This window comes from Roseospirillum parvum (genome assembly GCF_900100455.1).
GTDB lineage: Bacteria > Pseudomonadota > Alphaproteobacteria > Rhodospirillales > Rhodospirillaceae > Roseospirillum > Roseospirillum parvum.
This window is the reverse complement of sequence record NZ_FNCV01000015.1, coordinates 1-25,698: the sequence shown is the minus strand read 5'-3', so window position 1 is coordinate 25,698 and position 25,698 is coordinate 1. Positions and strand designations below refer to the sequence as shown.

Sequence of the window (25,698 nt, the reverse complement as noted above, 5' to 3'; positions counted from 1 at the left end):
TCCACAGGCCCTAGCGCACCACCTTGCCCGGGTTGAGCACCCGGTCCGGGTCGAGGGCTTTCTTCAGACGGTGCATCAGGTCCATGTCGAGCGCCGGTTTCAGGCGCTCCAGCTCGGCCACCTTCAGCTGGCCGATGCCGTGCTCGGCGCTGATCGAGCCGCCGCGTTCGACCACCAGGTCGTGAACCCGGGCGCTGATCTCCTCCCAGCGGGCCAGGAAGGCGTCCTTGTCGGCCCCGGCCGGCTGGCTCAGGTTGTAGTGCAGGTTGCCGTCGCCCAGGTGGCCGAAGGTGCAGGGGCGAATGCCGGGCACCAGGGCGTCGACGGCGGCATCGGCGGCGGCGACGAACTCGGGAATGGCGGCCAGGGGCAGCGAGACATCGTGCTTGATGGAGCCGCCTTCCGGCTTCTGGGCCTCGGGGATGCCTTCGCGCAGGTTCCACAGGGCGGCCCGCTGGTCGAGGCTTTCGGCGATCACGCCGTCGCTCACCAGCCCGGCCTCGAAGGCTTCCTCGAGCAGGGTTTCCAGCACCGGACGCAGCGGGGCGTCGGGGCGCGAGGTGGCCAGCTCGACCAGCACCGCCCAGGGGGTGGGCTCTTCCAGCGGGGCGCGGGCGCCGGGCAGGTGGCGCACCGCCACCTCGAGCGAGAAGCCGTTCATCACCTCGAAGGCCGAGACACTGTCGCCGGAGCGGGCCCGGGCCCGGCCCAGCAGGTCGAGCGCCGCGGTGAGGTCGGGCACGGCGAGCAGGGCGGTGGCGCTTTCGGTGGGCCTGGGGAACAGCTTGAGGACGGCGGCGGTGATGATGCCGAGCGTCCCCTCGGCGCCGATGAACAGGTGCTTCAGGGCATAGCCGGTGTTGTCCTTGGTCAGCCCGGAGAGGCCGTGCCAGATGCGGCCATCGGCCAGCACCACCTCGAGCCCCAGGCACAGGTCGCGCGCCGTGCCGTAGCGCAGCACGTTGAGGCCGCCGGCGTTGCTGGCCAGGTTGCCGCCGATCTGGCACGAGCCCTCGGCGCCCAGACTCAAGGGAAAAAGCAGCCCGGCGTCCTCGGCGGCGCCTTGCAGGTCGGCCAGGATGCAGCCGGCCTCGGCGGTCAGGGTGTGGGCCGCCGGATCGAGGGCGCGGATGCGGTTGAGGCGGCCCAGGGCGAGCACCACCTCGCCGGCTTCGCTGACCGCGCCGCCGACCAGCCCGGTGTTGCCCCCTTGCGGGACCACCGGCACCTGGGCCTCGGCGCAGGCGGCGACCACGGCGGCCACTTCCTCGGTGCTCCCCGGGCGCACGGCGACGGTCGCCGCGCCCTGGTAACGCCCGCGCTCCTCGGCCAGGAAGGGGGCGAGATCGGCCGGCTCGGTCAGCACGTGGGCCGGGCCGACGATGCCTTTCAGGCGCTCGAGGAAGGCGGGGTCTTGGGGGGTCATCGGGTCTCCTCCCGGGGGGCGGCGGCGCGGCGCAGGCGGTCGTTGATGGCGATGCCCAGGCCGCGCTCGGGGATCGGGGCGACGGCCAGGGCGGCGTGTGGCCCGGCGTCCAGCTCGTGCAGCCGGCGGAACAGGTTGGCCGCCGCTTCCACAAGGTCGCCGGCCGGCGACAGATCGGCCAGCGCGCCCGGGGTGCCGGCAAAACCGAGCAGCGCCTCGCCGGGGCGGGCCTCGGTGGCGTTCAGGCGCAACGGGCGGCGCGGCGCGTAATGGCTGGCCAACTGGCCGGGCGCGGTTGGCGCCTCGGGGTCGGCCGGCGGCGCGGCGACGGCGACCGGGGCGCCCAGCACCTCGGCCAGGGCATCGGGATCCAGGCCGCCGGGACGCAACAGGGCCGGCGTGGGGCCGGTGAGATCAAGCACGGTGCTTTCCAGGCCGACCGAGGTCGGCCCGCCATCCAGCACCATGGCCACCTGATCCGCCCCCGGGCCCATTTCGAGGTCGGCCGCCACGTGGGCCGCCGTGGTCGGCGACAGATAGCCCGAACGGTTGGCGCTGGGCGCCGCCAGCGGTCGCCCGGCGGCGTGGATCAGCGGTCCCGCCACCGGCCCCGCCGGCACCCTCAGGGCGACCGTCGGCAGGCCGGCGCTGACCAGCGGCGACAGCGGTCCCTCGGGCCGGCGCGGCAGGACCAGGGTCAGCGGGCCGGGCCAGAAGGCGGCCATCAGGCGGGCCGCGCGGTCGTCGACCCGGGCCAGGGCGGCGGCCTGGTCGGCGGCGGCCAGATGGACGATCAGCGGGTTGAAGCGCGGCCGCCCCTTGGCCGCGAAGATGGCCGCCACGGCGCGGTCGTTGGTGGCGTCGGCGGCCAGGCCGTAGACCGTCTCGGTGGGAAAGGCGACCAGCCGCCCGGCGGCCAGCAATGCCCCAGCGGCGGCGATCGCCGCCGCGTCGGCTGGACGGACGGCGGCAATTGTCGCCGCGTCGGCCGGATGGACGGGAGAAGAATCGAAGGCAAGGGACACGGGAGCAACAATCCGGGGCATGGGGGAAGGCTCACGCTTCTTGCCACGCCGCCCGCCCCGACGGCAAGCGGGGCGACTTGCCCTCGCCGAGCACCCGGGGCTACAATGTAGCGCATAAAGCGCATGGAAAACGCTTTGCGCCATCATGGTGCATCCTGCGGTGTCCGCCACGGCCTCTTGCGAGGCCACAGCGATGCATCATCTGACGCAACACCTCTTGCGAGGCGAGGCCTGAGCGCTTACCATCAACCTTGCGGTTGGGAGGACTGCCGTCGCAGTCCGCCGGGGGTGATTTCCCCGCCCGGCCGCCTTTTTCGTAGCCCCCACATCATGTACCTGCTCTACCTTGACGACTCCGGCTCGGTGCGCAACGCGGACGACCGCCACATCGTCCTGGCCGGGGTGGCGGTGTTCGAGCGCACGCCTTACTGGCTATCCAACGAACTTGACACCCTGGCCCACCGGATTTGGCCGGAGGCGCCGGAAGAGTTGGAGTTCCGCGGGACCGACATGCGGGCCGGCAAGAAGAAGTGGCGGCGCATTCCCCGGACCGAACGGGACCAAGCCTACCGAGAGGCCCTGCAACGCTTGGCGATACGGCGCGATGCCCTGCTCTTTGGCGCGGCCGTGCACAGGCAGGCGGTGGCTCCAGAGGACCCCATGGAGCACGCCTTCGAGCAGGTGTGCAACCGCTTCGACCGTTTCCTCGGGCGCCTGCACAAGAACGGCAACACCCAGCGCGGCCTGATCGTGCTCGACGAGTCCAGTTACGAGACCTCGCTGCAAGGCTTAGCCAAACACTTTCGCACCGATGGCCATCGCTGGGGCCGGACCCGCAACCTGGCCGAAGTGCCCCTGTTCGTCGATTCCACGGCCACCCGCATGATCCAGTACGCCGACTTGGTGGCCCATGCGGTGCGGCGCTACTACGAGAACGGCGATTCCCAACTCTTTGACCTGATCGCCCACAGATTCGATGCGGTGGGCGGACAGGTCCACGGCCTGACCCACATCACCCCGTCCGACATCGACTGCCCCTGTCTGGTCTGCCGGCAGCGGACGCGGTAGGGTGGGCGTTCACCCCGCCACACCTGCCTCCATGAGCGACGATACCGCCCGCCAGCGCCGCCATTTCACCCGCCGGCTCCAGCAACTGGGGGACCGGCCGCAGGCGCTGGACTGGAGTTCCTTCGACAGCCAGCGCCGGCGCCACGAGGTGATGGCCGGGATCGGCATCGACAACGGCCACACCGTGCTCGACGTGGGCTGCGGCCTGGGGCATCTGCTGAACTTCTTCCGCCGCGCCGGGCTGACCGTGGGCTATACCGGCATCGATCTGGTGCCGGCCCTGGTGGCGCGCTGCCGGACCAGTTACCCCGGCACGCCGTTCCTGGTCCACGACCTGCTGGCCGAGCCCTGGCCCGACAGCGAGGCCTTCGACTGGGTGGTGGCCTGCGGCATCTTCGCCCACTGGCGCGACGATCCGGCCGGCGACATGAAGCGCATGATCTCGGCCATGGTGCCGCTGGCCCGGCGCGGGGTGGCCCTGTGCTCGTTGTCGGCCCGCGCCCCCGACCCGGAGCTGTGGACCCTGTTCCACGCCGACCCGGCGGAGATGGCCGCCCACGCCCGCACCCTGGCCAACCGGGTGGTGCTGCGCGAGGACTACCTGCCCGACGACTTCGCCCTCTACATCCACCGCTGAGGCGTCGCCAGGGTGGCCAGGGTGATCGGCTGGCCGTCGGGGCCATGGTCGAGGTCGTCGGCGACCAGCCCGGCCGCCGCGAAATCGCCACCCTGGGTCCAGCGATTGAGGGTGATGACACAGCGCAGGCCGGCGGCCCGGGCGGCGGCCAGGCCGGGTTCGGAATCCTCCACCGCCACCGCCTGATCGGCCGTCATCTCCAACTGGTCGAGCGCCTTCAGGTAGGCTTCCGGGTGGGGTTTCTTGGCGCTCACCCGCTCGCCGGTGATGAGGGTGCTGAAGATCACCTCGGGCACCACCGCCTTCAGCACCGCCTTGGTGGCGTGGCGGTGCGAGGTGGTGACCACGCCGACGCACAGCCCGGCCGCCCGGGCCTCCGCCATCAGGCGGACCACGCCGGGCCGGGGGGCCAGATCGCCGGCGGCGATGTGGGCCCGATAGCGCTCGGTCTTGAAGGCGTGCAGGCGGCCGGCCAGATCGTCGCGGCTGGCCGGCGACAGAGTGGCCTCGGCACCGTCCAGGAAGTGGCTCAGGCGCTCGCGCCCGCCGGGAATGCGCAACAGCCGCCGGTACAGCCCGGGCGACCAGCGGTGCGGCAGGTGGTGGGCCTCGAAGGCATCGTTGAAGGCCTGGCGGTGCAGCTCCTCGGTGTCGGCGATGGTGCCGTCGAGATCGAACAACAGGGCCCGCAAGCCGTGGCGGTCGGTCATCAGGGCTCTCCGCAGTGCTGTCGCCAGAGGCTCTCATACAGCGATTCGAGGCGGCGGGCAAAGCCGGCCCCGTCGGTCAGCGGCGAGTCGGCCATGCGGTCGCGCAGCCCGGCCTTGAGGGCGGCGAGGGCCGGCCGGTCGGCGGCCAGTTCCACCGCGCGCTCGATGTAGCCGGCGCGGTCGGCGGCGATCAGATGATCGAGCCCGACCCGGGCGAGCAGGCTGGCCCCGACCCGGGCGGCGTGGCGATCCCCGGCCAGGGTGACCACCGGCACGCCCATCCACAACGCCTCGCAGGTGGTGGTGGTGCCATTGTAGGGGAACGGGTCGAGGCCGATGTGGACCCGCCGATAGAGGGCCAGCGGCTGCGCGGCGCGGGCGATCCAGTCGTGCGCCTCAAGGCGGCCGGGATCGACCCCGGCGGCCGCCAGGATGGCCCCAAACCGGGCCAGTCGGGCCCGCACGTGCGGTGCCTCGGGCGGCAGCCTGCCCTTCAGCAGCAGGCGGGAGTCGGGCACCCGGGCCAGGATGGCGGCCCAGGTTTCCATCACCCCGTCGTGCACCTTGGCCAGATTGTTGAACGAGCCGAAGGTGAGCGGCCCGGCCGGATCGGCCTCGGGCGCCGGCGCGTCGGCGGGCGGCGTGTAGCACAGGAAGCCGTCCTCGAGCCGGCACAGCGGCTCGGCATGGTCGGCCTCGGATCCTGGTGGATCGGTGAGGGCATCGACCACGCGGCCATCGAAGGCGGCAAGGCCGGTGGTCGCCGGAAAGCCGAGCCAGGTGAGCAGCAGCGGCGCCGGCCGGCGGGCCAGCACGGGCAGCCGGTTGCCCCGGGTGTGGCCGGCGCAATCCACCACCATGTCCAGCCCCAGGGCGGCGAGGCGCTCGGCCAGGGCGGTGTCGTCCAGGCCGGCGACGTCGTGCCAGTGCGGGGCCAGGGCCTTGAGTTCGGCGGTCATCGCGTCGGGGCGGGCGACGTCGGCCAGGGCGTGGACCTCGACGCGGGCCGGATCGTGGTGGGCCAGCGGCGCCTGCAGGAAATAGCCGCACGAGTGGCGCCGGAAATCGGGCGACAGATAGCCGACCCGCAGCGGCGCGCCGGGACGCCGGGCACGGGGCGCCGGGCGCGGCCGGGCCAGCGGGGCGGCCACGGCGCGCGCCCAGTCGGCGGCGGCGGCGGCCAGATCGGCCGCCGTGGTGGTCGGGGTGTAGGTCAGGGCGAGCAAAAGGTTGCCGTGGGCGTCGTGCTGCCCGGGCGCCAACGCCAGCGCCTGGCGATAGGCCGCCTCGGCCTCGGCGGGGCGCCATTGGGCGGCCAGGATGTTGCCCAGGTTGGTCCACGCATCGGCCCGCTTCGGCGCCCGATCGAGCAGGGTGCGGGTCGCCGCCTCGGCCTCGTCCAGGCGGCCCAGGTCGTTCAGCGCGTTGGCCAGGGCGAGGTGGGCATCGGCCAGTTCGGGGGCCTGGGCCAGGGCCTGCCGGGCCACCGCCACCGCCGACTCGGGGCGGCCGGTGAGGCGCAGGGCGGCGGCCCGGGCGGCGAGCAGCGGCGGGCGCTCCGGGGCCGCCTCGGGCAGGGCGGCCAGGGCCGCCTCCAGCGGCGCCAGGGCCTCCGCCGCCCGGCCCAGACGGCCCAGCGTGGCGCCCAGCATGCCGGCACAGGCCGGCCACGGCGATTGCAGGGCCAGCGCCCGGGCAAAGGACTCGGCGGCGTCGGCCAGCCGCCCCACGGCCAGCCGGGCCTGCCCCAGGTTGAAATGGAAGGTGGGCCGCTCGGGGGCCAGTTCGACGGCGTTGCCGATCAGGCGCGCCGCCTCCGCCGCCCGGCCGCCCTGCAACACCGCCAGTCCCAGGAAGTGCAGCCCGTCGGGGTCCTCCGGACGCTCGGCGAGCAGGGCCCGATAGGCTGCCTCGGCCTCGGCCAGACGGCCCTGGCGGTGCAACTCAAGCCCCCGGGTCAGCCGGGGATCGGGCGGGGATGTGGGAGGGGTGGGCATGGCCGGCGGATTATCGGCCGCCACCCGCCACCGGGCAAGAGGGGGCATTGAGGAGGCGCCAGATGGGGCTTGCTTGACGCTTGCCGTCGCTGGACCTAGATTCCGCCCAAGCAAGGAACGCTGGAGCCTCCGCGGCCCCGTGCCCGGTTGTCCAGCTGGCGCGACAGGTGCCTGGAGCAGGTGCACCAAACCCAAGCACACCAGCCCAAGCAGCAAGAAACAACGGCAGGGTCTGCCTCAAACACCTTGATCCGGGATGGAGCCATCATGAAACAGGTCACCGACGATTCCTTCGAGCAGGACGTGCTGAAGTCCGACGCTCCGGTGCTGGTCGATTTCTGGGCCGAGTGGTGCGGCCCCTGCCGGCAGATCGCCCCGGCGCTCGAGGAGCTGGCCAGCGAGATGGACGGCAAGGTCACCGTGGCCAAGATCAACATCGACGAAAACCCCGGCACGCCGACCAAGTACGGGGTGCGCGGCATCCCCACCCTGATGATCTTCAAGGACGGCCAGGTGGCCGCCACCAAGATCGGCGCCCTGCCCAAGAGCAAGCTGTTCGAGTGGGTCGAAGGCGCCCTCTGACAACCGGGCCCGCCGCGTCCCGCCCCGGCGGACGGCGCGGCGCCTGAACGGGCGGCGCCGGACACAACCGGCGCCGCCTTCTTCCGGCCTCGGGCAACCGGCGGCAACCGGCGGCAACTGGCGGCGCAACAGGGGGGCAGCGGGATGGCCGACGGCTACATCACCGACCTCGACTACGTCGCCGAGTACTACGGCGACCACGCCCCGGTTCACCTCAACGCCTGCGCCCTGCTGAACGGCGTGGCGCCCCGGCCGCTGAGCGAGGGCTTCACCTGGGCCGACTTCGGCTGCGGCAACGGGTTGACCGCCAACACCCTGGCGGCGGCCAACCCCCAGGGCAGCTTCCTCGGCATCGACTTCAACCCGCGCCACATCGCCCGCGCCCAGGCCCTGGCCTCGGCGGCCGGGCTCGACAACGCGCGTTTCCTGGCCGCCGACTTCACCGAACTGGCGCCGGCCGACCTGCCCCGGCTCGATTTCGCGGTGCTGCACGGGGTGATGTCGTGGATCCCCGAGGCGGCCCGCCACCGGCTGATCGACACCGTGGCCGAGGCCCTGAAGCCGGGCGGCCTGCTGCTGATCACCTACGACGCCATGCCCGGCTGGTCCGACGTCGCGCCGGTGCGCGACATGGTGGTGGCGCTGACCGCCAAGTACGGCGACTCGCTGACCAAGGCGCAGAAGGCGGTCGACTGGCTGAGCCAACTGAAGGCCGCCGGGGCGCCCTATTTCCGGGCCCATCCGGCGGTCGCCCAGCGCATCGAGGAGTTGGCCCGGCTCGACCTCGGCTACGTCGCCCACGAGTTCTTCAACGCCACCCTGACGCCTTTCCATTTCGCCGAGATCAACCGCGACCTCGCGGCGCGCGACCTGCACTTCGCCGGCTGCGCCAGGCCCTTCCTCAACCTGATGGACCTCGCCCTGGCCGCCCCCCTGCAGCCGCTGATGGGCGACATCGACAGCCGCGCCGAGTTCGAGGCCAAGCGCGACTTCATCCGCAACGAGGCCTTCCGGCGCGATGTCTTCGTCAAGGGCACGGCCAGCCGCTTCAGCGACGAGGAAAGCTGGACCACGGCCCAGATGGCCCAGCCCTACACCGTCGCCGCGCCCCTGGGCGAGCTTGCCCGCACGGTCGATTTCGACGGCCAGGAAGTGACCTTCGCCGGCCACCCCTTCGACCGGGCGCTGAGCAGCTTCGCCCGCCGGCCGATCAGCGTCGCCGGGCAGGAAAACTGCACCTCGGGCATCGAGGCCTCGCCGCCCTCCATCCGCCTGGAGGCGGCGCGCCTGCTGTTCGCCGCCGGACTGATCCGCCCGACACCGAGCGCACCGGCCACGCCGGCCGACCCCGAACCGATTGATCCCGAACCGGCGCACCGCTTCAACCGTGCCCTGGCCCAGGGGCATGGCGCCGCCTCGCCGCGCCTCGCCCTGGCCGCGCCGGGCCTGGGAGCGGGCGTCGAGATGACCAACCTCGACGCCCTGATCGCCGTCGCCCTGGCCGACAGCGCCGGCGCCCCCGACCGCGCCGCGGCCCAGGTGGTGGCCGCCCTGGCCGCCAGCGGCCGCGACATCGTCGAGGCCGGCCGGGTGCTCGACCCGGCGGCGGCGCGCCACCATGTGGCCGGCCTGGCCGCCGCCCTGGCCGAGGGGCGGCTCGATCTTCTGGTCCGCGCCGGCGCCCTGTCCCTTTCGGAGACTCCTTGACGATGATTCGCCCGACCCGCCGCCTGCTGGTTCTCGTCCTGCTGCCCCTGGTCGTGCTGGCCGGCTGCGCCCAGGCCCCGCCCCTGCCGCGCTACCCGGAGATCCGCTTCGACCACCTCGAGCCGATCACCCTGGCCGCCTCGGAACTGTTGGTCGAAAGCACCTTCGAGCCGAGCTTCGAGCCGCCCCACGTCGAGCACCTGTTCCCCCAGCCGCCAGAGAAGGTGGCCCGCACCTGGGCCCGCGACCGCCTGAAACCGGATGGTGAGGGCGACGGCTTCATCCGCGTCCTGATCCGCGACGCCTCGGCGGTGGAGGAGGTGCTGGACCGCTCTTCCGGCCTGAAAGGGGCGCTGACCACCGAGCAGAGCGAGCGCTACACGGTCACCCTCGATCTGGCCGTGCAGATCCTCGACAGCCGGCGCATCATGCGCGCCGAGGCCACCGCCCGGGGCAGCCGCACCCGCACCGTGGCCGAGGACGCCAGCCTGAACGAGCGCGAGCAGGTGTGGTTCGAGATGACCGAAACCCTGATCCAGGCCCTGAACAAGGACCTGGAGGCGGCCATCTCGACCCACCTCGCCCCCTATCGCCGGCAGTAACAGGTCACAGTAAAAGGTCCCAGCCCCGCGCAAAGGGGCGCCGTCATGAGCCATCTCGCCCCGCCGGTGCGCCCCGACGCCACCCTGAAGGCCATCCTCGGGCCGACCAACACCGGCAAGACCTTCCTCGCCATCGACCGCATGCTGGGCCACGGCTCGGGCATGATCGGCTTCCCGTTGCGCCTGCTGGCGCGCGAGAACTACGACCGCATCGCCGCCCTCAAGGGGCCCCGCAACGTGGGCCTGATCACCGGCGAGGAACGCATCCTGCCGGCCCGCGCCCGCTGGCTGGTGTGCACCGTGGAAAGCATGCCACTCGACCGCCCGGTGGACTTCCTGGCCATCGACGAAATCCAGTTGTGCGCCGACCCGGAACGCGGCCACGTCTTCACCCAGCGCCTGCTCAACGCCCGGGGGCGGCGCGAAACCCTGTTCCTGGGCGCCGAAACCATCCGCCCGTTGATCAGGAAGCTGGTCCCGGGCTGCACCTTCGAGACCCGGCAGCGCTTCTCCACCCTCTCCTACAACGGGCCGCGCAAGCTGACCCGGCTGCCCCGGCGCTCGGCGGTGGTCGCCTTCTCGGCCGGCGAGGTCTATGCCATCGCCGAGCTGATCCGCCGCCAGCGGGGCGGCGCGGCGGTGGTCCTGGGGGCCCTGAGCCCGCGCACCCGCAACGCCCAGGTGGCCATGTTCCAGGCCGGCGAGGTGGACCATCTGGTGGCCACCGACGCCATTGGCATGGGCCTCAACATGGACGTTGATCACGTCGCCTTCGCCCAGACGGTGAAGTTCGACGGCCAGCGCCCGCGCGCCCTGAGCGCCCCCGAGGTGGCGCAGATCGCCGGCCGCGCCGGGCGGCACATGAACGACGGCACCTTCGGCACCACCGGCGAGGTGGGCGGGCTCGACCCGGAGCTGATCGAGCGCGTGGAAAGCCACGCCTTCATGCCCCTGCGCGCCCTGTTCTGGCGCAACGATGGCTTGCGCTTCACCTCGCTCGAGGCCCTGCTGGCCGGCCTCAACGCCCCGCCGCCGGCCGAGGGGCTGACCCGGGGCCGCCCGGGCGACGACCAGCGGGCCCTGGAAGCCCTGGCCCGGGACGCGGACATCCGCCGTCTGGCCGACACCCCGCAGCGCCTGCGCCTGCTCTGGCAGGTCTGTCAGGTGCCCGACTTCCGCAAGGTGATGCCGGAAACCCACGCCCGCCTGCTGGGCGCCATCTTCCGCCACCTTTTGGACCACGAGGGCCGCCTGCCCGAGGACTGGCTGGCCGCCCAGGTGACCCGCCTGGATCGCACCGACGGCGACATGCACGCCCTGACCGAGCGCATCGCCGGCATCCGGGTGTGGACCTACGTCAGCCACCGGGCCGACTGGCTGGCCGACCCCGGCCACTGGCAGGAACGCACCCGGGCGGTCGAGGATCGCCTGTCCGATGCCCTGCATGTCAGCCTGACCCGTCGTTTCGTGGACAAACGCACGGCAGTGCTGGTAAAGCGGTTACGCGGTGGCGGGCGACTTTTCGCGCACGTCAATGGTGATGGGCAGGTGGATGTGGAGGGCCATGTGATCGGCCAGTTGGAAGGACTGACCTTCGTTGCGGAAAAGGGCGAGAGCGCCTTTGCCGACCGGCAGGTGGCCAATGCCGCCGACAGCGCGCTGGTCGGCGAGATCGCCACCCGGGTGAAACGGCTGAGCGAGGACGCCGACACCCTGTTCGGTCTGGACGACCAGGGCCGGCTGACTTGGCGCGCCGCCCCGGTGGCCCGCCTCGCCAAGGGCGCCACGCCGCTCACCCCGGCGGTGGAGATCCCCCCCAACGAGCTGCTCGACAGCGCCGCCCGCGAGGTCGTCGGCCAGCGCCTGCAAGGCTGGCTGAGCGCCCACGTCAAGGCCCAGTTGGGGCCGCTGATCGCCCTCATCGATGACCCCGAGCTGGCCGGCGCGGCGCGCGGCATCGGCTTTCAGATGAGCGAGACCCTGGGCGTGCTGGAACGGCCCCGGGTCGAGGAGCAGATCAAGGCGCTGGACGACACCGGGCGCAAGGTGCTGGCCCGCCACGGGGTGCGCTTCGGGGTGGTCAGCCTGTTCCTGCCCGGCCTTCTCAAGCCCGCCGCCCAGCATCTGGCGGCGCGGCTGTGGGAGGCCTTCAACGGCGCCCCTCCGCTGCCCCTGCCCGACCCCGGGCGGACCAGCTTCCCGGCCGACCCCGAGGTGACGGTCGAGCACTACCGGGCGGTCGGCTACCGGGTGCTGGGCGGCCGGGCGATCCGCGTCGACATGCTGGAGCGCTTCGCCGCCAAGGTCCGCGAGACGGCCCGCAGCAAGGCCGAAACCCTGCCTCCGGACCTGCTCACCCTGCTCGGCATCGGGGCCGAGGAAGGGGTCAAGGTGCTCGACGGGCTGGGCTATCAGGCCGCCCTGATCGACGGCGAGAACGACAAGAAGGCGATTGCCTTCAGCCGCAAGCGCCGACCCGGCGGACGCGGCCCCCGGCCCCGCAGGGACAGCCCGGCCGAGGGCCAGCCGGCCGGCGACGGCGCCGCCTCCTCCCCGGCCCCGGCAGCCGCCGAGGGCGAGGCCCCGCCGGCCCGCGAACGTCCACACCGCACCCGGGCCCGCCCGGCCAAGGGCCCCAAGGGCGGACGGAACGCCAGCCAGGGCGAACAGCCGCGCCGGGACAAGGCTCCCGGCAAGGGCGCCGGCAAGCCGGCCGGCGACCGGCCGCCCCGGCGCGACAGGCCGATCGATCCGGACAGCCCGTTCGCCAAGCTGGCCGAACTGAAGGCCCGCATGGCCCCGCCGAAGGCCCCCGGCCCGGACCGGAAAAAGGATGCCGCCCAGCAGGACGCCGCCCCGGCGGCGCCCCAGGCGCCCACCGACGGGACCCCGGCCGAGGCGCCCCTCAACCCGCCGCCCAGCCCCGCGCAAGTTCCAGAGCCGAGCCCAGAACCGAGCCCAGAACCGAGCCCAGAGCCGAGCCCGAAAGATTCCTCGGAGCCTCCCGAAAACACCTGAGCGCCGCCCCCCGCCTCCACGCCTTCGCCGCGCATTATGCGCACGACGTGCGACTTTTCCCCTTGACGACGGCGCACTGAGTGCGCACATTGTAGGGGAGAGGGGTCAACGTGCGTCCGGCCCGGCAAACAAGATCGGCCGACGCTGGCAGGGGTCATGCCCCTGCCGCCTGGGCTTGGAGGAAACACCCATGATGCGGTTCAAGATTCTCTGGGATTACATGATGGTCTCGTCCGGCATCCGGATCGATGGCCACACCGCCGCCGAGCGCGCCGCCTTCGAGCGCCGGCTCAACGCCTGAGCCGGCATGGGCCGCGACAGCGGCCTGAACAAAGCCGTGCCCCGCGACAGCGGCCCAAACAAAGCCGTGCCCCGCGACAGCGGCCTGAAAGAGTCACCGCCGTCGGACGGCGGTTGCACAAGAGCGGGGCGGATCGCGCCCTCTTCGACCCGCCGGGCGGGCCCAAGAGGAAGCGATCCGCCCCTGTGCTTTTTTCGGCCGTCTCCCTGATCCTCCGGAGCCTTGAAAGCCCCCCGACGACCACCGGCCCGCCGGGAGGAAGGTGTCGATGACTGGCCGCACCTTGACGGCCAGCCGTCTGGCCGGAACAATGGTTCCGTGCCCTGGCTGCCTCCGTTGGGTTGGACGGTAGCCCCGCGGCTTTAGTATCCCCCGCACCACGGGGAGACGCAGCCAGGGCGCTCACCGCTCCCCGGACCATGTCCCCGCCCCCGTTGCCCCTTGCCGTCCCGGCGTCGCCTCAGCCGGGCGCGATGGCCCGTTGGCGCAAAAGGTGGTCGGCCAGGGTCAGGGTCATCATCGCCTCGGCCACCGGGACGCCGCGAATGCCCACGCAGGGGTCGTGGCGGCCGGTGGTCACCACCTCGACGGCGTTGCCGTCCTGATCGACGCTCCGGCGCGGCGTCAGGATGGAACTGGTCGGCTTGAAGGCGGCCCGGGCGACGATCGGCTGGCCGCTGGAAATGCCGCCCAGGATGCCGCCGGCGTTGTTCGACTGAAAGGCGATGCCGCCGGCCCCGTCGGGGCGCATCTCATCGGCGTTCTCCTCGCCCGAGAAGGCGGCGGCCGCGAAGCCGGCGCCGATCTCCACCCCCTTGACCGCGTTGATGCTCATCAGCGCCTTGGCCAGATCGGCGTCCAGGCGGTCGAACACCGGCGCCCCCAGGCCGGCCGGCAGGCCGTGCGCCTCGACCTGGGCCACCGCGCCGACCGAGGAGCCGGCCTTGCGCACCTTGTCGAGGTCCTCGGCCCACAGCGCGGCGGTCTCGGGATCGGGGCAGAAGAAGGGATTGTCGGCCACCGCGTTCCAATCCCAGCGGGCCGGATCAACGGCCCGCCCGCCCAGCGCCACCAGGGCGCCGCGCACCGCCACGTCGGGCCCCAGCAGGTGGGTCAGCACCTTCAGCGCCATCGCCCCGGCGGCGACCCGCACCGCCGTCTCGCGGGCCGAGGCGCGGCCCCCGCCGCGCGGATCGCGCCGGCCGTACTTGGCGATGTAGGTCAGATCGGCGTGCCCGGGCCGGTACTGGCGGGCGATCCGGTCGTAGTCCTTGGAGCGCTGGTCGGTGTTGTCGATGACGAAACCGATGGGGGTGCCGGTGGTCTCGCCCTGGTAAACGCCCGACAGCAGGCGCACGGTGTCCGGCTCGCGGCGCTGGGTGGTGTGGCGCGAGGTGCCCGGCCGGCGGCGGTCGAGCGCCGGCTGGATGTCGGCCTCCGACAGGGCAATCCCCGGCGGCATGCCGTCGAGCACGCCGCCGATGGCCGGGCCGTGGCTTTCCCCGAAGCTGGTCAGCCGAAGCAGATGGCCGAAGGTGTTGCCGGACACCGCCGCGCCGCGCCTACTCGCCGCCCTGGCGGACGAAGTTCTGCAGAAGCTCGATCAGCTCCGGCGCCTTGTCCGGGGCCAACATGCCGACGGTGTGATAACCGCTGTCCACGTGGTGGACCTCGCCGGTCACCCCGGCGGCCAGCGGCGAGAGCAGGTACAGCCCGGCGCCGCCCACGTCGTCGATGGTCACGTTGCGGCGCAGCGGCGCGTTGAGGGCGTTCCAGCCCAGGATCTGGCGGAAGTCGCCGATCCCGGAGGCGGCCAGGGTGCGGATCGGCCCGGCCGACAGGGCGTTGACCCGGATGCCTTCCGGCCCCAGGTCGGTGGCCAGATAGCGCACGCTGGCCTCCAGCGCCGCCTTGGCCACGCCCATCACGTTGTAGTGCGGCATCACCTGTTCGGCGCCGTAGTAGGTGAGGGTGAGCATCGAGCCACCCTCGGCCATCAGCGGGCGGGCCCGGCGCGCCACGTCGGTGAAGCTGAAGCACGAGATGTGCATCGACTTCAGGAAGTTGTCGAGCGTGGTGTCGATGTAGCCGCCCTTAAGCTGGTCCTTGTCCGACCAGGCGATGGCGTGGACCACGAAATCGATCCGCCCCCAGGCCTTGTCCACCTGCTCGAAGGCGGCGTCCATGCTCTCGGGGTCGGTGACGTCCATGGGCACCAGAAGGTCGCTGCCCAGGCTGGCGGCCAGGGGCTCCACGCGGCGTTTCAGGGCGTCGCCCTGGTAGGTGAAGCCCACCTCGGCTCCTTGCGCGGCCAGGGCCTTGGCGATGCCCCAGGCAATCGAGCGGTCGTTGGCGACCCCCATGATCAGGCCGCGTTTGCCGGCCATCAACGGCGCAGACGTCGTCATGCGAAAATCCTCGGAAAAATGCAGATTCCTGTTCGCTTCCGAAAAGCGAGGCGGCATCCTACACGAAAGCTTTTCAAGGGGCAAAGACCATGCGCGGAACCCGCCTTTGGCCCGGCGGCGGCACCGATACCCCGCCCGGCGCCACCCCGCCCGGCGCCACCCGGCCCGAGCTCCAGCAGCGGCTGGTCGGGCTGGCCGGCTTTGGCCGCTACCTGCTGGATCGCTTCAACGGCGACCAGGCGCTGCGCGTCGCCGCCTCGCTGAGCTACACCTCGATGCTGTCGCTGGTCCCGGTGCTGGCCATCGGGCTGGGCCTGCTGGCCGCCTTCCCGGTGTTCGCCGAGGTGCGCGGGCAGATCGAGGAGTTCATCTTCTCCAACTTCGTGCCCCACGCCGGCGACGCCGTGAAGGGCGCCCTGACCGGCTTCGCCCAGGCCGCCGGGCAACTGACGGCGGTCGGCATCATCGGCATCCTGGTCACCGCCATCCTGCTGATGATCACCATTGAATCCGCCTTCAACACCATCTTCCGGGTGAGCCGGCCGCGCCCCCTGCTGCAGCGCCTGATCCTCTACTGGACGGTGATCACCCTGGGTCCGCTTTTGATCGGCGCCAGCTTCTCGCTGACCGGCTATCTGGCGGTGCTGGAGCGGATGGCCCAGGAAGTGGCGCTGGACGGCGTGGCCGGGCGGCTGACCGCCCTGTTGCCCCAACTGATGACCTTCATCACCTTCTCGCTGCTCTACATGGCGGTGCCCAACCGCCCGGTCCGGCTGCGCGACGCGCTGCTGGGCGGGCTGCTGGCGACCGTGCTGTTCGCCCTGCTGCGCCAGGGCTTCGTGCTCTATGTGTCGAGCTTCGGCGGCTACGAGGCGATCTACGGGGCGCTGTCGGCGGTGCCCATCTTCCTGCTCTGGATGTACTTGAGCTGGGCCGTGGTGCTGGTCGGGGCCGAGATCACCGCCGCCCTGCCGGAATGGCGCACCCAGCGCCAGCGGGGGGAGGGCGCCGCCGGCGCGGCCCGTCTGGCGCTGGCCCTCGATGTGCTCGCCACCCTGCTCGGCGAGGCGGCGCGCACCGGCCAGGGCACGCCGCGCGGCCGCCTGCTGGCCTTGACCGGGGCCGAGGAAAGCGCCCTGATGACGGTGCTCGGCGCCTTGCGTCAGCACGGCTTCGTGGCCCGCACCGACGATGCCCGCTGGGTGGTCATGCGCGACCTGTCGGGCGAGCCCCTGCACGCCTTGCTGCCCCCCCTCGGCCTCGGCCTGCCGGCGCCCGAGCCGGCGCCCCAGGGCCGCCTCGCCGAGTTGCTGGCCAAGGCCGGCAGGGCCGAGCGCCAGGCCCTCGACAGCCCGATCGGCGAGTTGCTCGCTCCACGCGGGTCCTCCCCCGATCAACCGGCCGACCTGCCGCCACCCCGCGAGGCCGACCGTGACGACGACACCTGAGACCCCGAGCGGCCCCCCGCCCCCCGGCGGCCCGCTGCCTCATGCCCATCCGGGCAGCCCGCTGCCCCATGCCCACCGGGTGCGCGAGGTGGGCAGCGAGGCCCCCTTCCTGTGGCTCGCCGCCGGGTGGCGCGATCTGGCCCGCGCGCCGGTGCTGTCGCTGGCCTGGGGGGCGCTGTTCACCGGCGGCGGGCTGGGCATTTTCGCCGCCCTGTGGGGGCTCGACATGCTCTATCTGCTGTCGCCGCTGATCGGCGGCTTCCTGCTGGTCGGGCCGCTGCTGACGCTGGGCCTCTACGACATCAGCCGCTGTCTGGAGCGGGGCGAGCGGCCGAGCCTCAAATCCGCCGTCACCGCGTGGCGCGACAACCCCTTCCACGTCATGACCTGCGGCCTTCTGCTGATGCTGGTCATGCTGACCTGGGTGCGGCTGGCGGTCATCGTCTACGCCCTGTTCTACCCTTACGACACCATCGACATGGGCAACCTGTGGGCCGCCATGACGACCCCGGTCGGGCTCGGCTTCGCGGCCACCTCGATGGCGCTGGGCGGCGCGGTGGCGGCGGGGGTCTTCGTCTGCGGAGTGGTCGCCCTGCCGATGCTGCGCGACCGCCGGGTCGACCCCTTCCAGGCGGCCCTGGTCAGCCTGCTGGCGGTGCTCCACAACCCCGGCCCGATGCTGCTGTGGGCCGGGCTGATCGCCCTGTTCACCGTGGGCGGGCTGCTCACCGGCTTTCTCGGCCTGATCGTCACCCTGCCGCTGATCGGCCATGCCAGCTGGCACGCCTACCGGGCCCTGGTCCCCGATCCGCCGGGGGTGATTGCGGGACGGTCCGTGGAGGATTAGGTTTAAAGCAGCTGTGGGTATTCGCGAAGCCTTGAGGAGTGGCACGTGACAAGGGCTGTCATCCTGGGAGGACTGGCCGTGGTGGCGGCCCTGACGGCGCTCGGGCTGTTCCTGTTCCTGCCCTCGGAGCCGGAGCGGGCGGCCCGGACCGCGAGCCCGGCGCCGCCGACGGTCACGCCCGCCCCGCCAGCCACCAGCCCGGCGCCAGTGGCGGAAACGCCCGCCCCCGCCCCGCCGGCCCGGGAAGCGCCCGACCGGCCGCCCGGCACCCCCAGCTTCGATGTCGCCCGGGTCGATGACCAGGGCAACCTGGTGGTCGCCGGCCGGGCCGCCCCGGACAGCGAGGTGACGGTCAGCATCGACGGGGAGCCCAAGGGCACCGCCAGGACCGACGCCCGGGGCGAGTTCGTCTTCCTGCCCGACCAGCCGTTGCCCCCCGGACCCCACCAGTTGACCCTGAGCGCCCGCCCCGCCGCGCCGACGAGCGAGGCAGACGCGGCCGGCGAGGTCCCCGACACGCCCCCGGCCGAGCCGGCGCCGGGCGACGGGGCGCCCATCGCGGGTGACGAGGTGGTGGTCCTCGAGGTTCCCCAGCCGCTGGCCCGCCCCGGCGCCCCGCGCCCGCCGACCCTGCCCACGGTGAAGCTGGGCCAGGGCGGCACCACCCTGATGTCGCCCGGGGGATCAACCGACGGGCCCACCGTGGGGCTGGTCGACTACGACCGCGACGGCCGCCTGCGGCTGTCCGGTCAGGCCCCGCCCGGGGCCCAACTCAGGGCCTACCTGGACAACCGCCTGCTCGGCGAGACCACCGCCGATGCCCAGGGGCACTGGGAGATCAGCCCAAAGGTGCGGGCCGCCGAGGGTCCTCACACCCTGCGCCTCGATCAGGTCGACCCGGAAGGCAAGGTGATCGCCCGCCGGCAGGTGCCCTTCGAGATGACGCCGTTCGCCCAAGACACCCTGGCCAGCGACGCCCCGGCCACCGCCACCCCGGCCGAGGCCGCCGCCGACCGGCGCATCGTGGTCATCCAGCCGGGCAACAACCTGTGGCGCATTGCCCAGCGGGTCTATGGCAGCGGCTTCGACTACACCATCATCTACCGCGCCAACAGCGACCAGATCCGCGACCCCGACCTGATCTATCCCGGCCAGGTGTTCGACCTGCCGCCAGAGGGGTGAGGCCCGCTTCCGGGGCTCACCCGCCGCGCCGCGAGGCGACCCAGATGCCGCCGGCGATGAGGGCAAAGGCGGCGGCGTGGAAGGGGTGCAGCACCTCGCCCAGGACGGCGACCGCCATCAGGGCGGTGAACACCGGCACCAGATTGGTGTACAGGCCGGCCAGCCCGGGGCCGATGGCGGCCACCCCCCGGTTCCAGAAATAGAACGCCAGCAGGGCCGGGAAGATCGCCGCCACGGCGACGATCCACAGGCTTTTCAGGGTGATCGGCAGGGTGTTGCCGAGGATCAGGGCGTCGGCGGCGTGCAGCGGGCCGAGCACCAGCAGCCCTCCCATGATCTGGGCGATCAGGAAGACCACCGGGCTGAGCGGCGGCGGGTTGCGCCGCAGCAGCACCGAATAGAGCGACCACGCGGCGACGGCGAGCAGCATCAGGCCGTCGCCGGGGTTGAACTGAAGGCTCAGCAGGCGGGCCGGATCGCCGCCACTGACCACCACCGCCACGCCGATCATGGTGGCCAGCCCGCCCAGCATCTGCCGCCCGGTCATGGCGCTGCCCAACAGAACCCAGGCCAGCACCAGGATGATCAGCGGCATGGTGGCGCCGACCAGGGTGGCGTTGATCGGCGAGGTGGTCTCCAGGGCGAAATAGAGCAGGGTGTTGTACGAGCACACCGACAGCGTGCCGAGAACCAGCATCTGGCGCCAGTGGCGGCGCACCAGCGGCCATTCGGCGATCAGGCGCGGCGTGGCCAGCAGCAGCAGGATGCCCAGGGCCAGCAGCCAGCGCCAGAAGGCCAGCCCGAGGGGCGGAATCTCGCCCACCGCCAGCTTGCCGATGATGGCGTTGACGGCCCAGAACAGCGGCGGCAGGGCGGTGGTGACATAGGGCGAGGCGAGCCCGCGCCAGGGTCCGGTCGGGGGCTTTGGGGGCGCGGTGTCGGGCATGGCAAGGGGAACCTTTGCAAACGGAAACCAGGACTGGAACTCAGGGCCCGCCTCAGGTCGACCAGATCTGTCGGGGCGGGTCGCCGGCGTGCGGGTTTTCCATGCCCGACTGGGCCGCCGTCTGGGCCTGATAGTCGAACTCGAACCACAACTGGTCGTCCTCGCCGCGCGGGTCGAGCTCGGCGATGGCGGCGGTGGTGCGGGCCATCATCTGGTAGTTGCCCTGATCCTCGGTCTCGGGCAGCGGGGCGCCGCGGATCATGCGCCAGACGGAAAAGCACAGGGTGAGCACGCCACCGCAGGCGATGAAGGCCCACAGGCCGGCCGGGCCGACCGCGTCCATGACCAGCGAGGCGGCCAGCGGCCCGCCGACGGCGCCGAACGAGTAGGCCAGCATCAGGCCGCCGCTGGCCGGCACCAGTTCGTGCGGCTCGATGAAGTCGTTGGCCTGGGCCAGGGCCAGCGGATAAAGGGTGAACGAGAAGGCCCCGAACAGGGCGGCCAGCCCGATCACCGCCCAGACCAGGGTGCGCGGCTCCATCAGCGCCGCCGCCCACGCCACCCCGGCCAGACAGAGCGCCGCCACGGCGATGCCGCAGCCGACCCCGGCAATCACCAGACGACGGTCGAAGCGGTCCGAGAAGCGCCCCAGGGGCCATTGCAGCACCACCCCGCCGATGATCACCGCCGCCATCAGGGTGGCCACGTCGTTGACCGAAAAGCCCATCTTGGCGCCGAACACCGGGGCCATGCCGTAGAAGGCGCCGATCACCATGCCGCTCATGATGCAGCCGAACACACCCAGCGGCGAGATGCGATAAAGCCGCAGGAAGCCGAAGCGGGCCCCGGTGGGCGGGGTGGGCGCCGGAACCCGGGTCAGGGCGACCGGCACCAGGGCCACCGAAACCAGGATCGAGGCCAGGGCAAACAGCAGGAAGCTGTCCAGCGGGGCCAGATTGAGCAGGAACTGCGCCGCCCCTTGCGCGCCGTACACGGTGATCGAGTAGATCGACAGCACGGTGCCCCGGGTGTCGTTGGTCGAGCGCTCGTTGAGCCAGCTTTCCACGCACATGAACAGACCGCACATGCAGTAGCCCTCGATCAGGCGCAGGACGAACCAGTAGGTCGGATCAAGGTGGAAGCTGTGGGCCAGGGTGGCGGCGGAAAAGCAGGTGGCGAACACCGCGAAGGCGCGGATGTGCCCGGCGATGGCGATCACCCGGGCCGAGTTCAGGGCGGCCAGGGCGAGGCCCAGGAAATAGGCCGCCATGACCAGACCGCTGACGCTGTCGGCGTAGCCGGCGCCAGCCATCCTCAGGCCGACCAGGGTGCCGAGCAGGCCCTGCCCCATCAGGAACACCGAGGTGCCGACGAGCAGCGAGACAACGGACAGCAGGACCTGACCCATGGCGGTGGGCTCCCGGAACAGGACGCCCGACGGAGGCGCCTGGATGACACGAGAAAAGACAGCACGAGAAAAGACGGCACGAAAACGGATGAAAGCCGGAAGCCGCGCGCCGTCGCGGCCCGGTTGACCCCGAACGCGCCCGAGGCGATCCGGGTTTCATGAAAAGGGAAAGCAGGACGCCGGGCACGCCTCAATGGGCCCGGCGGGGCTCATATACACCCGCCGCCAGGGTCCGGCAATGGACCGTCCGGCGCGGGCCGCTCAGGCGGGTCCATTGACCACCACCCGGCCGATGGTCACATCGCCGCCGTGGTTCTCCAGAACCAGCCCGTCGAAGGGATCGCGAAAGCCCCGATCACGGGTGGCCAGCACCTCGCGGCCATCGATCAGCACCCGCATGGTGGCGTCGGGGCGGCGCTCCCAGCGCACCCGATGGACCTCGCCATCGGCCAGCGGGACCAGACCATCGACGCCGTCGATCACCGACGAGCCGCGGGCCGACAGGCGGAGCAGCTCCACGCTGCCCCCGCCGCCGGCCGAACTGAGGACCAGCCGATAGCCGGTGTCGGCCCGCTCGCCCTGGAACGGCCCCAGCGCCAGCCGGGTGGCGGCACGGTCGGGGGCGGCGGTCAGCTCCAGGTCCAGCGCGAAACTGTTGGGCAGGGCGAGACGGGTCTCGATGGCCGCCCGGTCGGCCGGCCCCGCCGCCTGGGCCGCCCCCGATCCGCCGCCCTGCTGCTGGGCCAGCATCTGGCCGAGCAGGGTGCCGACGATGGCCGCCGTCGGGTCGTCCGGGGTCTGGCGTGACGGGCTGGCGGCGCGCGGCGGCGTGAAGCGGCTGCGCAGGCCACCGTTCCAGCCCGCCGCCCACTCCCCGGAGAGCACCCGCCAGGCCGGCCGGCGGTCGTAGTTGCCGTCGGTGAAGCCGTCGTCCAGCAGCACCCGGGGCCAGGGGTTGGTGTGCGCCGCGACCACCTGGCGCAGATCCTTGAGGAACCAGGGATCGGCCAGCCGCTCGCGTTCGGCCTTGTCGATCAGGCGCTGCAACTCGCCGACCAGGGCGTTGAGGCGCCCCTCGGCGTCGGCCGCCCGGGCCGGCCCCGGCAGCGCGAGAGCAAGCGCCAGCAGCAGGGCGCCAGCCAGCATCGCAAGCGGGGCCAGGGCGAGCCGACGGGCGGCCCGGGAAGACGGGGGATGGTGGTGCGGGGTCATCGGCGGTCTCCCGTGCCGGTGGCCGTTGGGAGGGGGCCGGTCAGCCGGGATCGCGGCTCAGGCCATGTTCCTCCAGGGCCTTCAGGTAGGCCTCGAAGATGGCCTCCCGGTGGCGCCCCAGGCGGTACAGGATCTCCCAGGTGAACAGGCCGGTGTCGTGGCCGTCGTCGAAAATCAGCCGCACAGCGTACCGCCCGACCGGCTCGATGTCGATGAAGCCGACGTTCCGCTTGCCGGCCACCAGCACCTTTTCGTCCGGGCCATGGCCCTGCACCTCGGCCGAGGGGCTTTCGACGCGCAGCAACTCGGCCGGCAGATCGAAGCTGGCGCCATCGTCGAAGGTGACGCTCAACTGGCGGGCCTGCCGGTCGAGATGCAGACCGGTCGGCCGGGGGGTTCCGGTGGCCGCGCCGGGGGCGCTCATGACGCGCTGTCGGCCAGCGGCTCCGCCTCGTCGGCCAGCATGATCGGGATGCCGTCGCGGATCGGGTAGGCCACCCCGGCCTTCTGGTCGATCAGGCGGTTGCCCTTGGCGTCGTAGGTCAGCGGCGCCCCGGTGCCGGGGGCGACCAGGATTTCCAGCAGCTTGGGATCGAGGGGCGAGGTCGGCGCGTCGGTCATGGTGTGTCTGGTTTCCCGAAAGGTTGGCGGGCCGCTCATTGCCGATTGTCGGACGGCGGCGGGGTCTCGAAAGTGCCCATTTCCAACAGCGTCATCAAGGTTTCGATGAGATCGGCCCGGGTCGGTGCCTCGAGCAACGCCTGACGCTCGTTGGGGGCCAGTGGGGCGACCATGGCCACGGCCGACAGCAGCTCGGCATTGTCCAGCTTTTCCAGCGCCTTGTGGTCGAGCCGGGCGCCCTGGCGGCGGATCATCATGTCCAGCCCCTGAATCAGCCGGGCGCGGTCCAGATCGAACGGCGCCGGCGGCGCCAGATCGTGGCGGAAGTCGGAAAAGTCGGCCGCCACCCGGCGATAGCCGCCCTCGGCGGCCGGCAACTCGGCGCCCAGGCGGAAGCGGGCCAGCCCCTTCAGCCAGATGACGAAGCGGCCGTCCTCTTCCTCCTGGAAGACCACGATGCGACCCAGGCAGCCGATGCGATACAGCGTCGGGTGGGGATCGCCGGCCCCCCGGTTGCTGTCGGCGGGCGCGACGTCGCGCGGCTGGACCAGCCCGATCAGCCGGCCCCGCCCCAGGGCATCGCCGATCAGGCTGAGGTAGCGCGGCTCGAAGATGTTCAGCGGCACCCGCCCGCCGGGCAGCAGCAACACCCCGGCCAACGGGAACAGGTCGACCACCTCGGGCAGCGGATCTTCCGGGCCGGGGTCGAAGGGGTTGGCGGGCGCGGTGTCGCTCATCGCGGTGGCGGTCAGGAAAACAGCAGGGAGGACAGGCGGCGGCGCGCCGCCACCACCCGGGGATCGGTCGGGCCCAGGGCCTCGAACAGCTTGAGGAGCTGGGCCCGGGCGGCGCCGTCGTTCCAGTCGCGCTCGCGGCGGATGCTTTCCAGAAGCTGCTCCATGGCCGCCTCGGCCCGGTTGGCGCCATACAGCGCGGCGGCCAGATCGAGGCGCGCCTGATGGTCGGCCGGATCGGCGGCGAGGCGCGCTTCCAGGGCGGCGGTGTCGGCCCCGGCGCCGGCCGTCTCGCGGGCCAGATCAAGCGCCGTGCGCACGGCGCGGATCTCGCTCTTGTTGGTCAGCTCGGCGGGCAGGCCGTCGAGCGCCTGGGCCACCTCGTCCAACTGGCCGAGCGCCACCTGACAGCGCAACAGGCCGGCCAGGGCCGGCACGTTGGCCGGGTCCTGGGCCATCACCTGCTGATAGATCGCCCCGGCCTGCTCGATCTGGCCGGCCTCGAAGGCCTCGCGGGCGGCATCGAGGGCGGCGTCCACGGGGTTGCCGGCGCCGTCGGTCAGCCGCTCCAGGAAACTCTTGATCTGGCTTTCCGGCAGGGCGCCCATGAAGCCGTCCACCGGGCGGCCGTCCTTGAAGGCGAAGACCGCCGGAATGGACTGGATCTGCAACTGGGCGGCCAGCGCCTGGTTGTCGTCGATGTTCACCTTGACCATGCGCACGGCGCCGGCGAACTGCCTGACCTGACGCTCCAGCATGGGGCCCAGGGTCTTGCACGGGCCGCACCACGGGGCCCAGAAATCGACCACCACCGGCACCTCGTGCGAGGCGTCGATGACGTCGATTCGGAAGTGCTCGGTGTCGCTGTCCTTGACCAGATCGGCCGGCGGCGGCGCGGCGGAAGAGTCGGAATCGATGATCAGTGCCATGGTGGTCAACGGCTTCCCGGAAATGAGGTGACGAGGCGGTGAACAGGGCGGGTGAACAGGGCGGGTGAACAACGGACAAAAAACAGTGCCCTCCCCTGCCGGCGAGCCCGAAAAAAGCCCCCGGCGGCGGGGTTGCCCCCGCGGTTGCCCCATAGATGGCGCCGCCCCGCCGCCAAGGCAACCCTTTGCCGCCCCCCGCCGGACAGCGACCGTTCGCCCCCCTCGGGGGAGGCCCGCAAGAGCCCCCGACCGGCGACACATTTCCCCCTTGCAAAGCCGATCTTTCTGGCTATAGTGCCGACCTCGCCGCCGGGACCAACCACGGCCCGGCTGCCCTCCCCAGGATGCGGGCGTAGCTCAGGGGTAGAGCACAACCTTGCCAAGGTTGGGGTCGTGAGTTCGAATCTCATCGCCCGCTCCAATGAAATCAAAGGGCTGCCGTATTTTCGGCGGCCCTTTTTTCTTGCCGCGTCACAGAATGCGTCACACCACGCCCCCCCGAGCGAGCAACACGCCGGTCAGGGATCAGCGCCGGCGGTCGGGTCGCGACCGCACGGGCACCCCGGCGGCATCCTTGATTGCCGGGCGGCGGACAACGTAGAATTCAACCTTGACGCGGGCCGAGGACCGGGCAGACGCTGCCGGCGCCGGGCCTTGGCCTGGGAAGTGGAGATGCGCACCACCGCCCGCGTCATCCACCACCCTCCGACATCAACGCAGCGAACGACACCGCAGCGCCCCCGAAGTCGTCCGATTCCAACCCATCCCCGCCTAGGTTCTGTACCCATAAGCGGGATTCCCATCGAGGCGGGATTGTGATTCAAACTTCCAAACGGCAAGGGAGTTTGCTCATGGCCCGCTTCGACCTTACGGACAAGGAATGGGAGATC

The 25,698-nt window shown here is 71.9% G+C and carries 22 protein-coding genes and 1 tRNA gene; 10 read left to right on the top strand and 13 right to left on the bottom strand.

Annotated elements, in window-relative coordinates:
- Window positions 1-10: 10 nt before the first annotated feature.
- Entirely contained in the window at window positions 11-1,426 is a 1,416-nt protein-coding gene (locus tag BLR95_RS14405; RefSeq protein ID WP_092621725.1) for an FAD-binding oxidoreductase, read from the bottom strand.
- Window positions 1,423-2,400 carry an L-threonylcarbamoyladenylate synthase gene (locus BLR95_RS14400; RefSeq protein ID WP_245689559.1) on the bottom strand — a complete coding sequence of 326 codons (978 nt, stop codon included), beginning with the start codon at window positions 2,398-2,400 and terminating at the stop codon, window positions 1,423-1,425. Before BLR95_RS14400 ends, BLR95_RS14405 begins: the two co-directional genes overlap by 4 nt.
- A gap of 381 nt (window positions 2,401-2,781) precedes the next feature.
- On the opposite strand from BLR95_RS14400, the gene BLR95_RS14395 reads away from it, so the two are divergent.
- Both BLR95_RS14395 and BLR95_RS14390 read left to right on the top strand, forming a co-directional pair.
- Entirely contained in the window at window positions 2,782-3,519 is a 738-nt protein-coding gene (locus BLR95_RS14395; RefSeq protein ID WP_092621719.1) for a DUF3800 domain-containing protein, read from the top strand.
- A gap of 31 nt (window positions 3,520-3,550) precedes the next feature.
- The gene (locus tag BLR95_RS14390) at window positions 3,551-4,156 is read left to right on the top strand and encodes a class I SAM-dependent methyltransferase (protein WP_092621716.1); all 606 of its coding nucleotides are present in this window, start codon (window positions 3,551-3,553) and stop codon (window positions 4,154-4,156) included.
- Here the strand turns inward: BLR95_RS14390 and BLR95_RS14385 are convergent.
- Window positions 4,141-4,866: an HAD-IA family hydrolase gene (locus BLR95_RS14385; protein WP_218119572.1), complete on the bottom strand. Its 726-nt coding sequence runs from the start codon at window positions 4,864-4,866 to the stop codon at window positions 4,141-4,143. The two genes, BLR95_RS14390 and BLR95_RS14385, sit on opposite strands and share 16 nt — an antisense overlap.
- Entirely contained in the window at window positions 4,866-6,863 is a 1,998-nt protein-coding gene (locus BLR95_RS14380; RefSeq protein WP_176787894.1) for an O-linked N-acetylglucosamine transferase, SPINDLY family protein, read from the bottom strand. The genes BLR95_RS14385 and BLR95_RS14380 overlap by 1 nt, the downstream gene beginning before the upstream one ends.
- 267 nt (window positions 6,864-7,130) lie before the next feature.
- Between BLR95_RS14380 and trxA (BLR95_RS14375) the strand changes: the two genes are divergently transcribed.
- The 4 genes from trxA (BLR95_RS14375) (at window position 7,131) to BLR95_RS14360 (ending at window position 12,772) form a co-directional block, all read left to right on the top strand.
- Complete coding sequence (gene trxA, locus BLR95_RS14375; protein WP_092621710.1) at window positions 7,131-7,445, top strand: thioredoxin TrxA; 315 nt, start codon at window positions 7,131-7,133, stop codon at window positions 7,443-7,445.
- 144 nt (window positions 7,446-7,589) lie between these two features.
- Window positions 7,590-9,152, top strand: a complete 1,563-nt coding sequence (locus tag BLR95_RS14370) for a class I SAM-dependent methyltransferase (RefSeq protein WP_092621707.1) — start codon at window positions 7,590-7,592, stop codon at window positions 9,150-9,152.
- Between the two features lie 2 nt (window positions 9,153-9,154).
- On the top strand, window positions 9,155-9,754 hold the full coding sequence (locus BLR95_RS14365) for a hypothetical protein (RefSeq protein ID WP_092621704.1): 600 nt from the start codon (window positions 9,155-9,157) through the stop codon (window positions 9,752-9,754).
- A 45-nt stretch (window positions 9,755-9,799) separates the two neighbouring features.
- Window positions 9,800-12,772: a helicase-related protein gene (locus BLR95_RS14360; protein WP_176787893.1), complete on the top strand. Its 2,973-nt coding sequence runs from the start codon at window positions 9,800-9,802 to the stop codon at window positions 12,770-12,772.
- Window positions 12,773-13,533: 761 nt separating this feature from the next.
- On the opposite strand, the gene aroC is transcribed toward BLR95_RS14360, so the two are convergent.
- Complete coding sequence (gene aroC / locus BLR95_RS14355; RefSeq protein WP_092621701.1) at window positions 13,534-14,622, bottom strand: chorismate synthase; 1,089 nt, start codon at window positions 14,620-14,622, stop codon at window positions 13,534-13,536.
- A gap of 13 nt (window positions 14,623-14,635) precedes the next feature.
- On the bottom strand, window positions 14,636-15,481 hold the full coding sequence (gene fabI / locus BLR95_RS14350; RefSeq protein ID WP_092621698.1) for an enoyl-ACP reductase FabI: 846 nt from the start codon (window positions 15,479-15,481) through the stop codon (window positions 14,636-14,638).
- A gap of 89 nt (window positions 15,482-15,570) precedes the next feature.
- Here fabI and BLR95_RS16160 point away from each other — a divergent pair, with 89 nt between their 5' ends.
- Genes BLR95_RS16160 through BLR95_RS14335 form a run of 3 tightly spaced genes read left to right on the top strand, consistent with a single transcriptional unit; the run spans window position 15,571 to window position 18,958 of the window.
- A complete protein-coding gene (locus tag BLR95_RS16160; protein WP_092621695.1) occupies window positions 15,571-16,929 on the top strand; it encodes a virulence factor BrkB family protein in 1,359 nt (452 codons plus the stop codon).
- The gene (locus BLR95_RS14340; RefSeq protein ID WP_245689558.1) at window positions 16,913-17,776 is read left to right on the top strand and encodes a DUF2189 domain-containing protein; all 864 of its coding nucleotides are present in this window, start codon (window positions 16,913-16,915) and stop codon (window positions 17,774-17,776) included. The genes BLR95_RS16160 and BLR95_RS14340 overlap by 17 nt, the downstream gene beginning before the upstream one ends.
- 45 nt (window positions 17,777-17,821) lie before the next feature.
- Window positions 17,822-18,958, top strand: coding sequence for a LysM peptidoglycan-binding domain-containing protein (locus BLR95_RS14335; RefSeq protein ID WP_143131031.1), 1,137 nt, complete (start codon window positions 17,822-17,824; stop codon window positions 18,956-18,958).
- A gap of 16 nt (window positions 18,959-18,974) precedes the next feature.
- Here the strand turns inward: BLR95_RS14335 and BLR95_RS14330 are convergent, their stop codons facing one another.
- From BLR95_RS14330 to trxA (BLR95_RS14300), 7 genes are all read right to left on the bottom strand, one after another.
- A complete protein-coding gene (locus BLR95_RS14330; RefSeq protein ID WP_092621687.1) occupies window positions 18,975-19,904 on the bottom strand; it encodes a DMT family transporter in 930 nt (309 codons plus the stop codon).
- 52 nt (window positions 19,905-19,956) lie between these two features.
- Window positions 19,957-21,312, bottom strand: a complete 1,356-nt coding sequence (locus tag BLR95_RS14325; protein WP_092621684.1) for an MFS transporter — start codon at window positions 21,310-21,312, stop codon at window positions 19,957-19,959.
- A gap of 261 nt (window positions 21,313-21,573) precedes the next feature.
- The gene (locus BLR95_RS14320; RefSeq protein ID WP_092621681.1) at window positions 21,574-22,524 is read right to left on the bottom strand and encodes a hypothetical protein; all 951 of its coding nucleotides are present in this window, start codon (window positions 22,522-22,524) and stop codon (window positions 21,574-21,576) included.
- Between the two features lie 40 nt (window positions 22,525-22,564).
- On the bottom strand, window positions 22,565-22,948 hold the full coding sequence (locus BLR95_RS14315) for a gamma-butyrobetaine hydroxylase family protein (protein WP_092621678.1): 384 nt from the start codon (window positions 22,946-22,948) through the stop codon (window positions 22,565-22,567).
- Window positions 22,945-23,145: a Trm112 family protein gene (locus tag BLR95_RS14310; protein WP_092621675.1), complete on the bottom strand. Its 201-nt coding sequence runs from the start codon at window positions 23,143-23,145 to the stop codon at window positions 22,945-22,947. The genes BLR95_RS14315 and BLR95_RS14310 overlap by 4 nt, the downstream gene beginning before the upstream one ends.
- Window positions 23,146-23,180: 35 nt before the next feature.
- Window positions 23,181-23,882 carry an LON peptidase substrate-binding domain-containing protein gene (locus BLR95_RS14305; RefSeq protein ID WP_092621672.1) on the bottom strand — a complete coding sequence of 234 codons (702 nt, stop codon included), beginning with the start codon at window positions 23,880-23,882 and terminating at the stop codon, window positions 23,181-23,183.
- An 11-nt stretch (window positions 23,883-23,893) separates the two neighbouring features.
- Window positions 23,894-24,808 (bottom strand): thioredoxin, encoded by a 915-nt coding sequence (gene trxA / locus BLR95_RS14300; protein ID WP_092621755.1) that lies wholly within the window; start codon window positions 24,806-24,808, stop codon window positions 23,894-23,896.
- Between the two features lie 346 nt (window positions 24,809-25,154).
- Between trxA (BLR95_RS14300) and BLR95_RS14295 the strand changes: the two genes are divergently transcribed.
- Window positions 25,155-25,229: transfer RNA gene (locus tag BLR95_RS14295), tRNA-Gly, on the top strand.
- Window positions 25,230-25,698 lie beyond the last annotated feature (469 nt).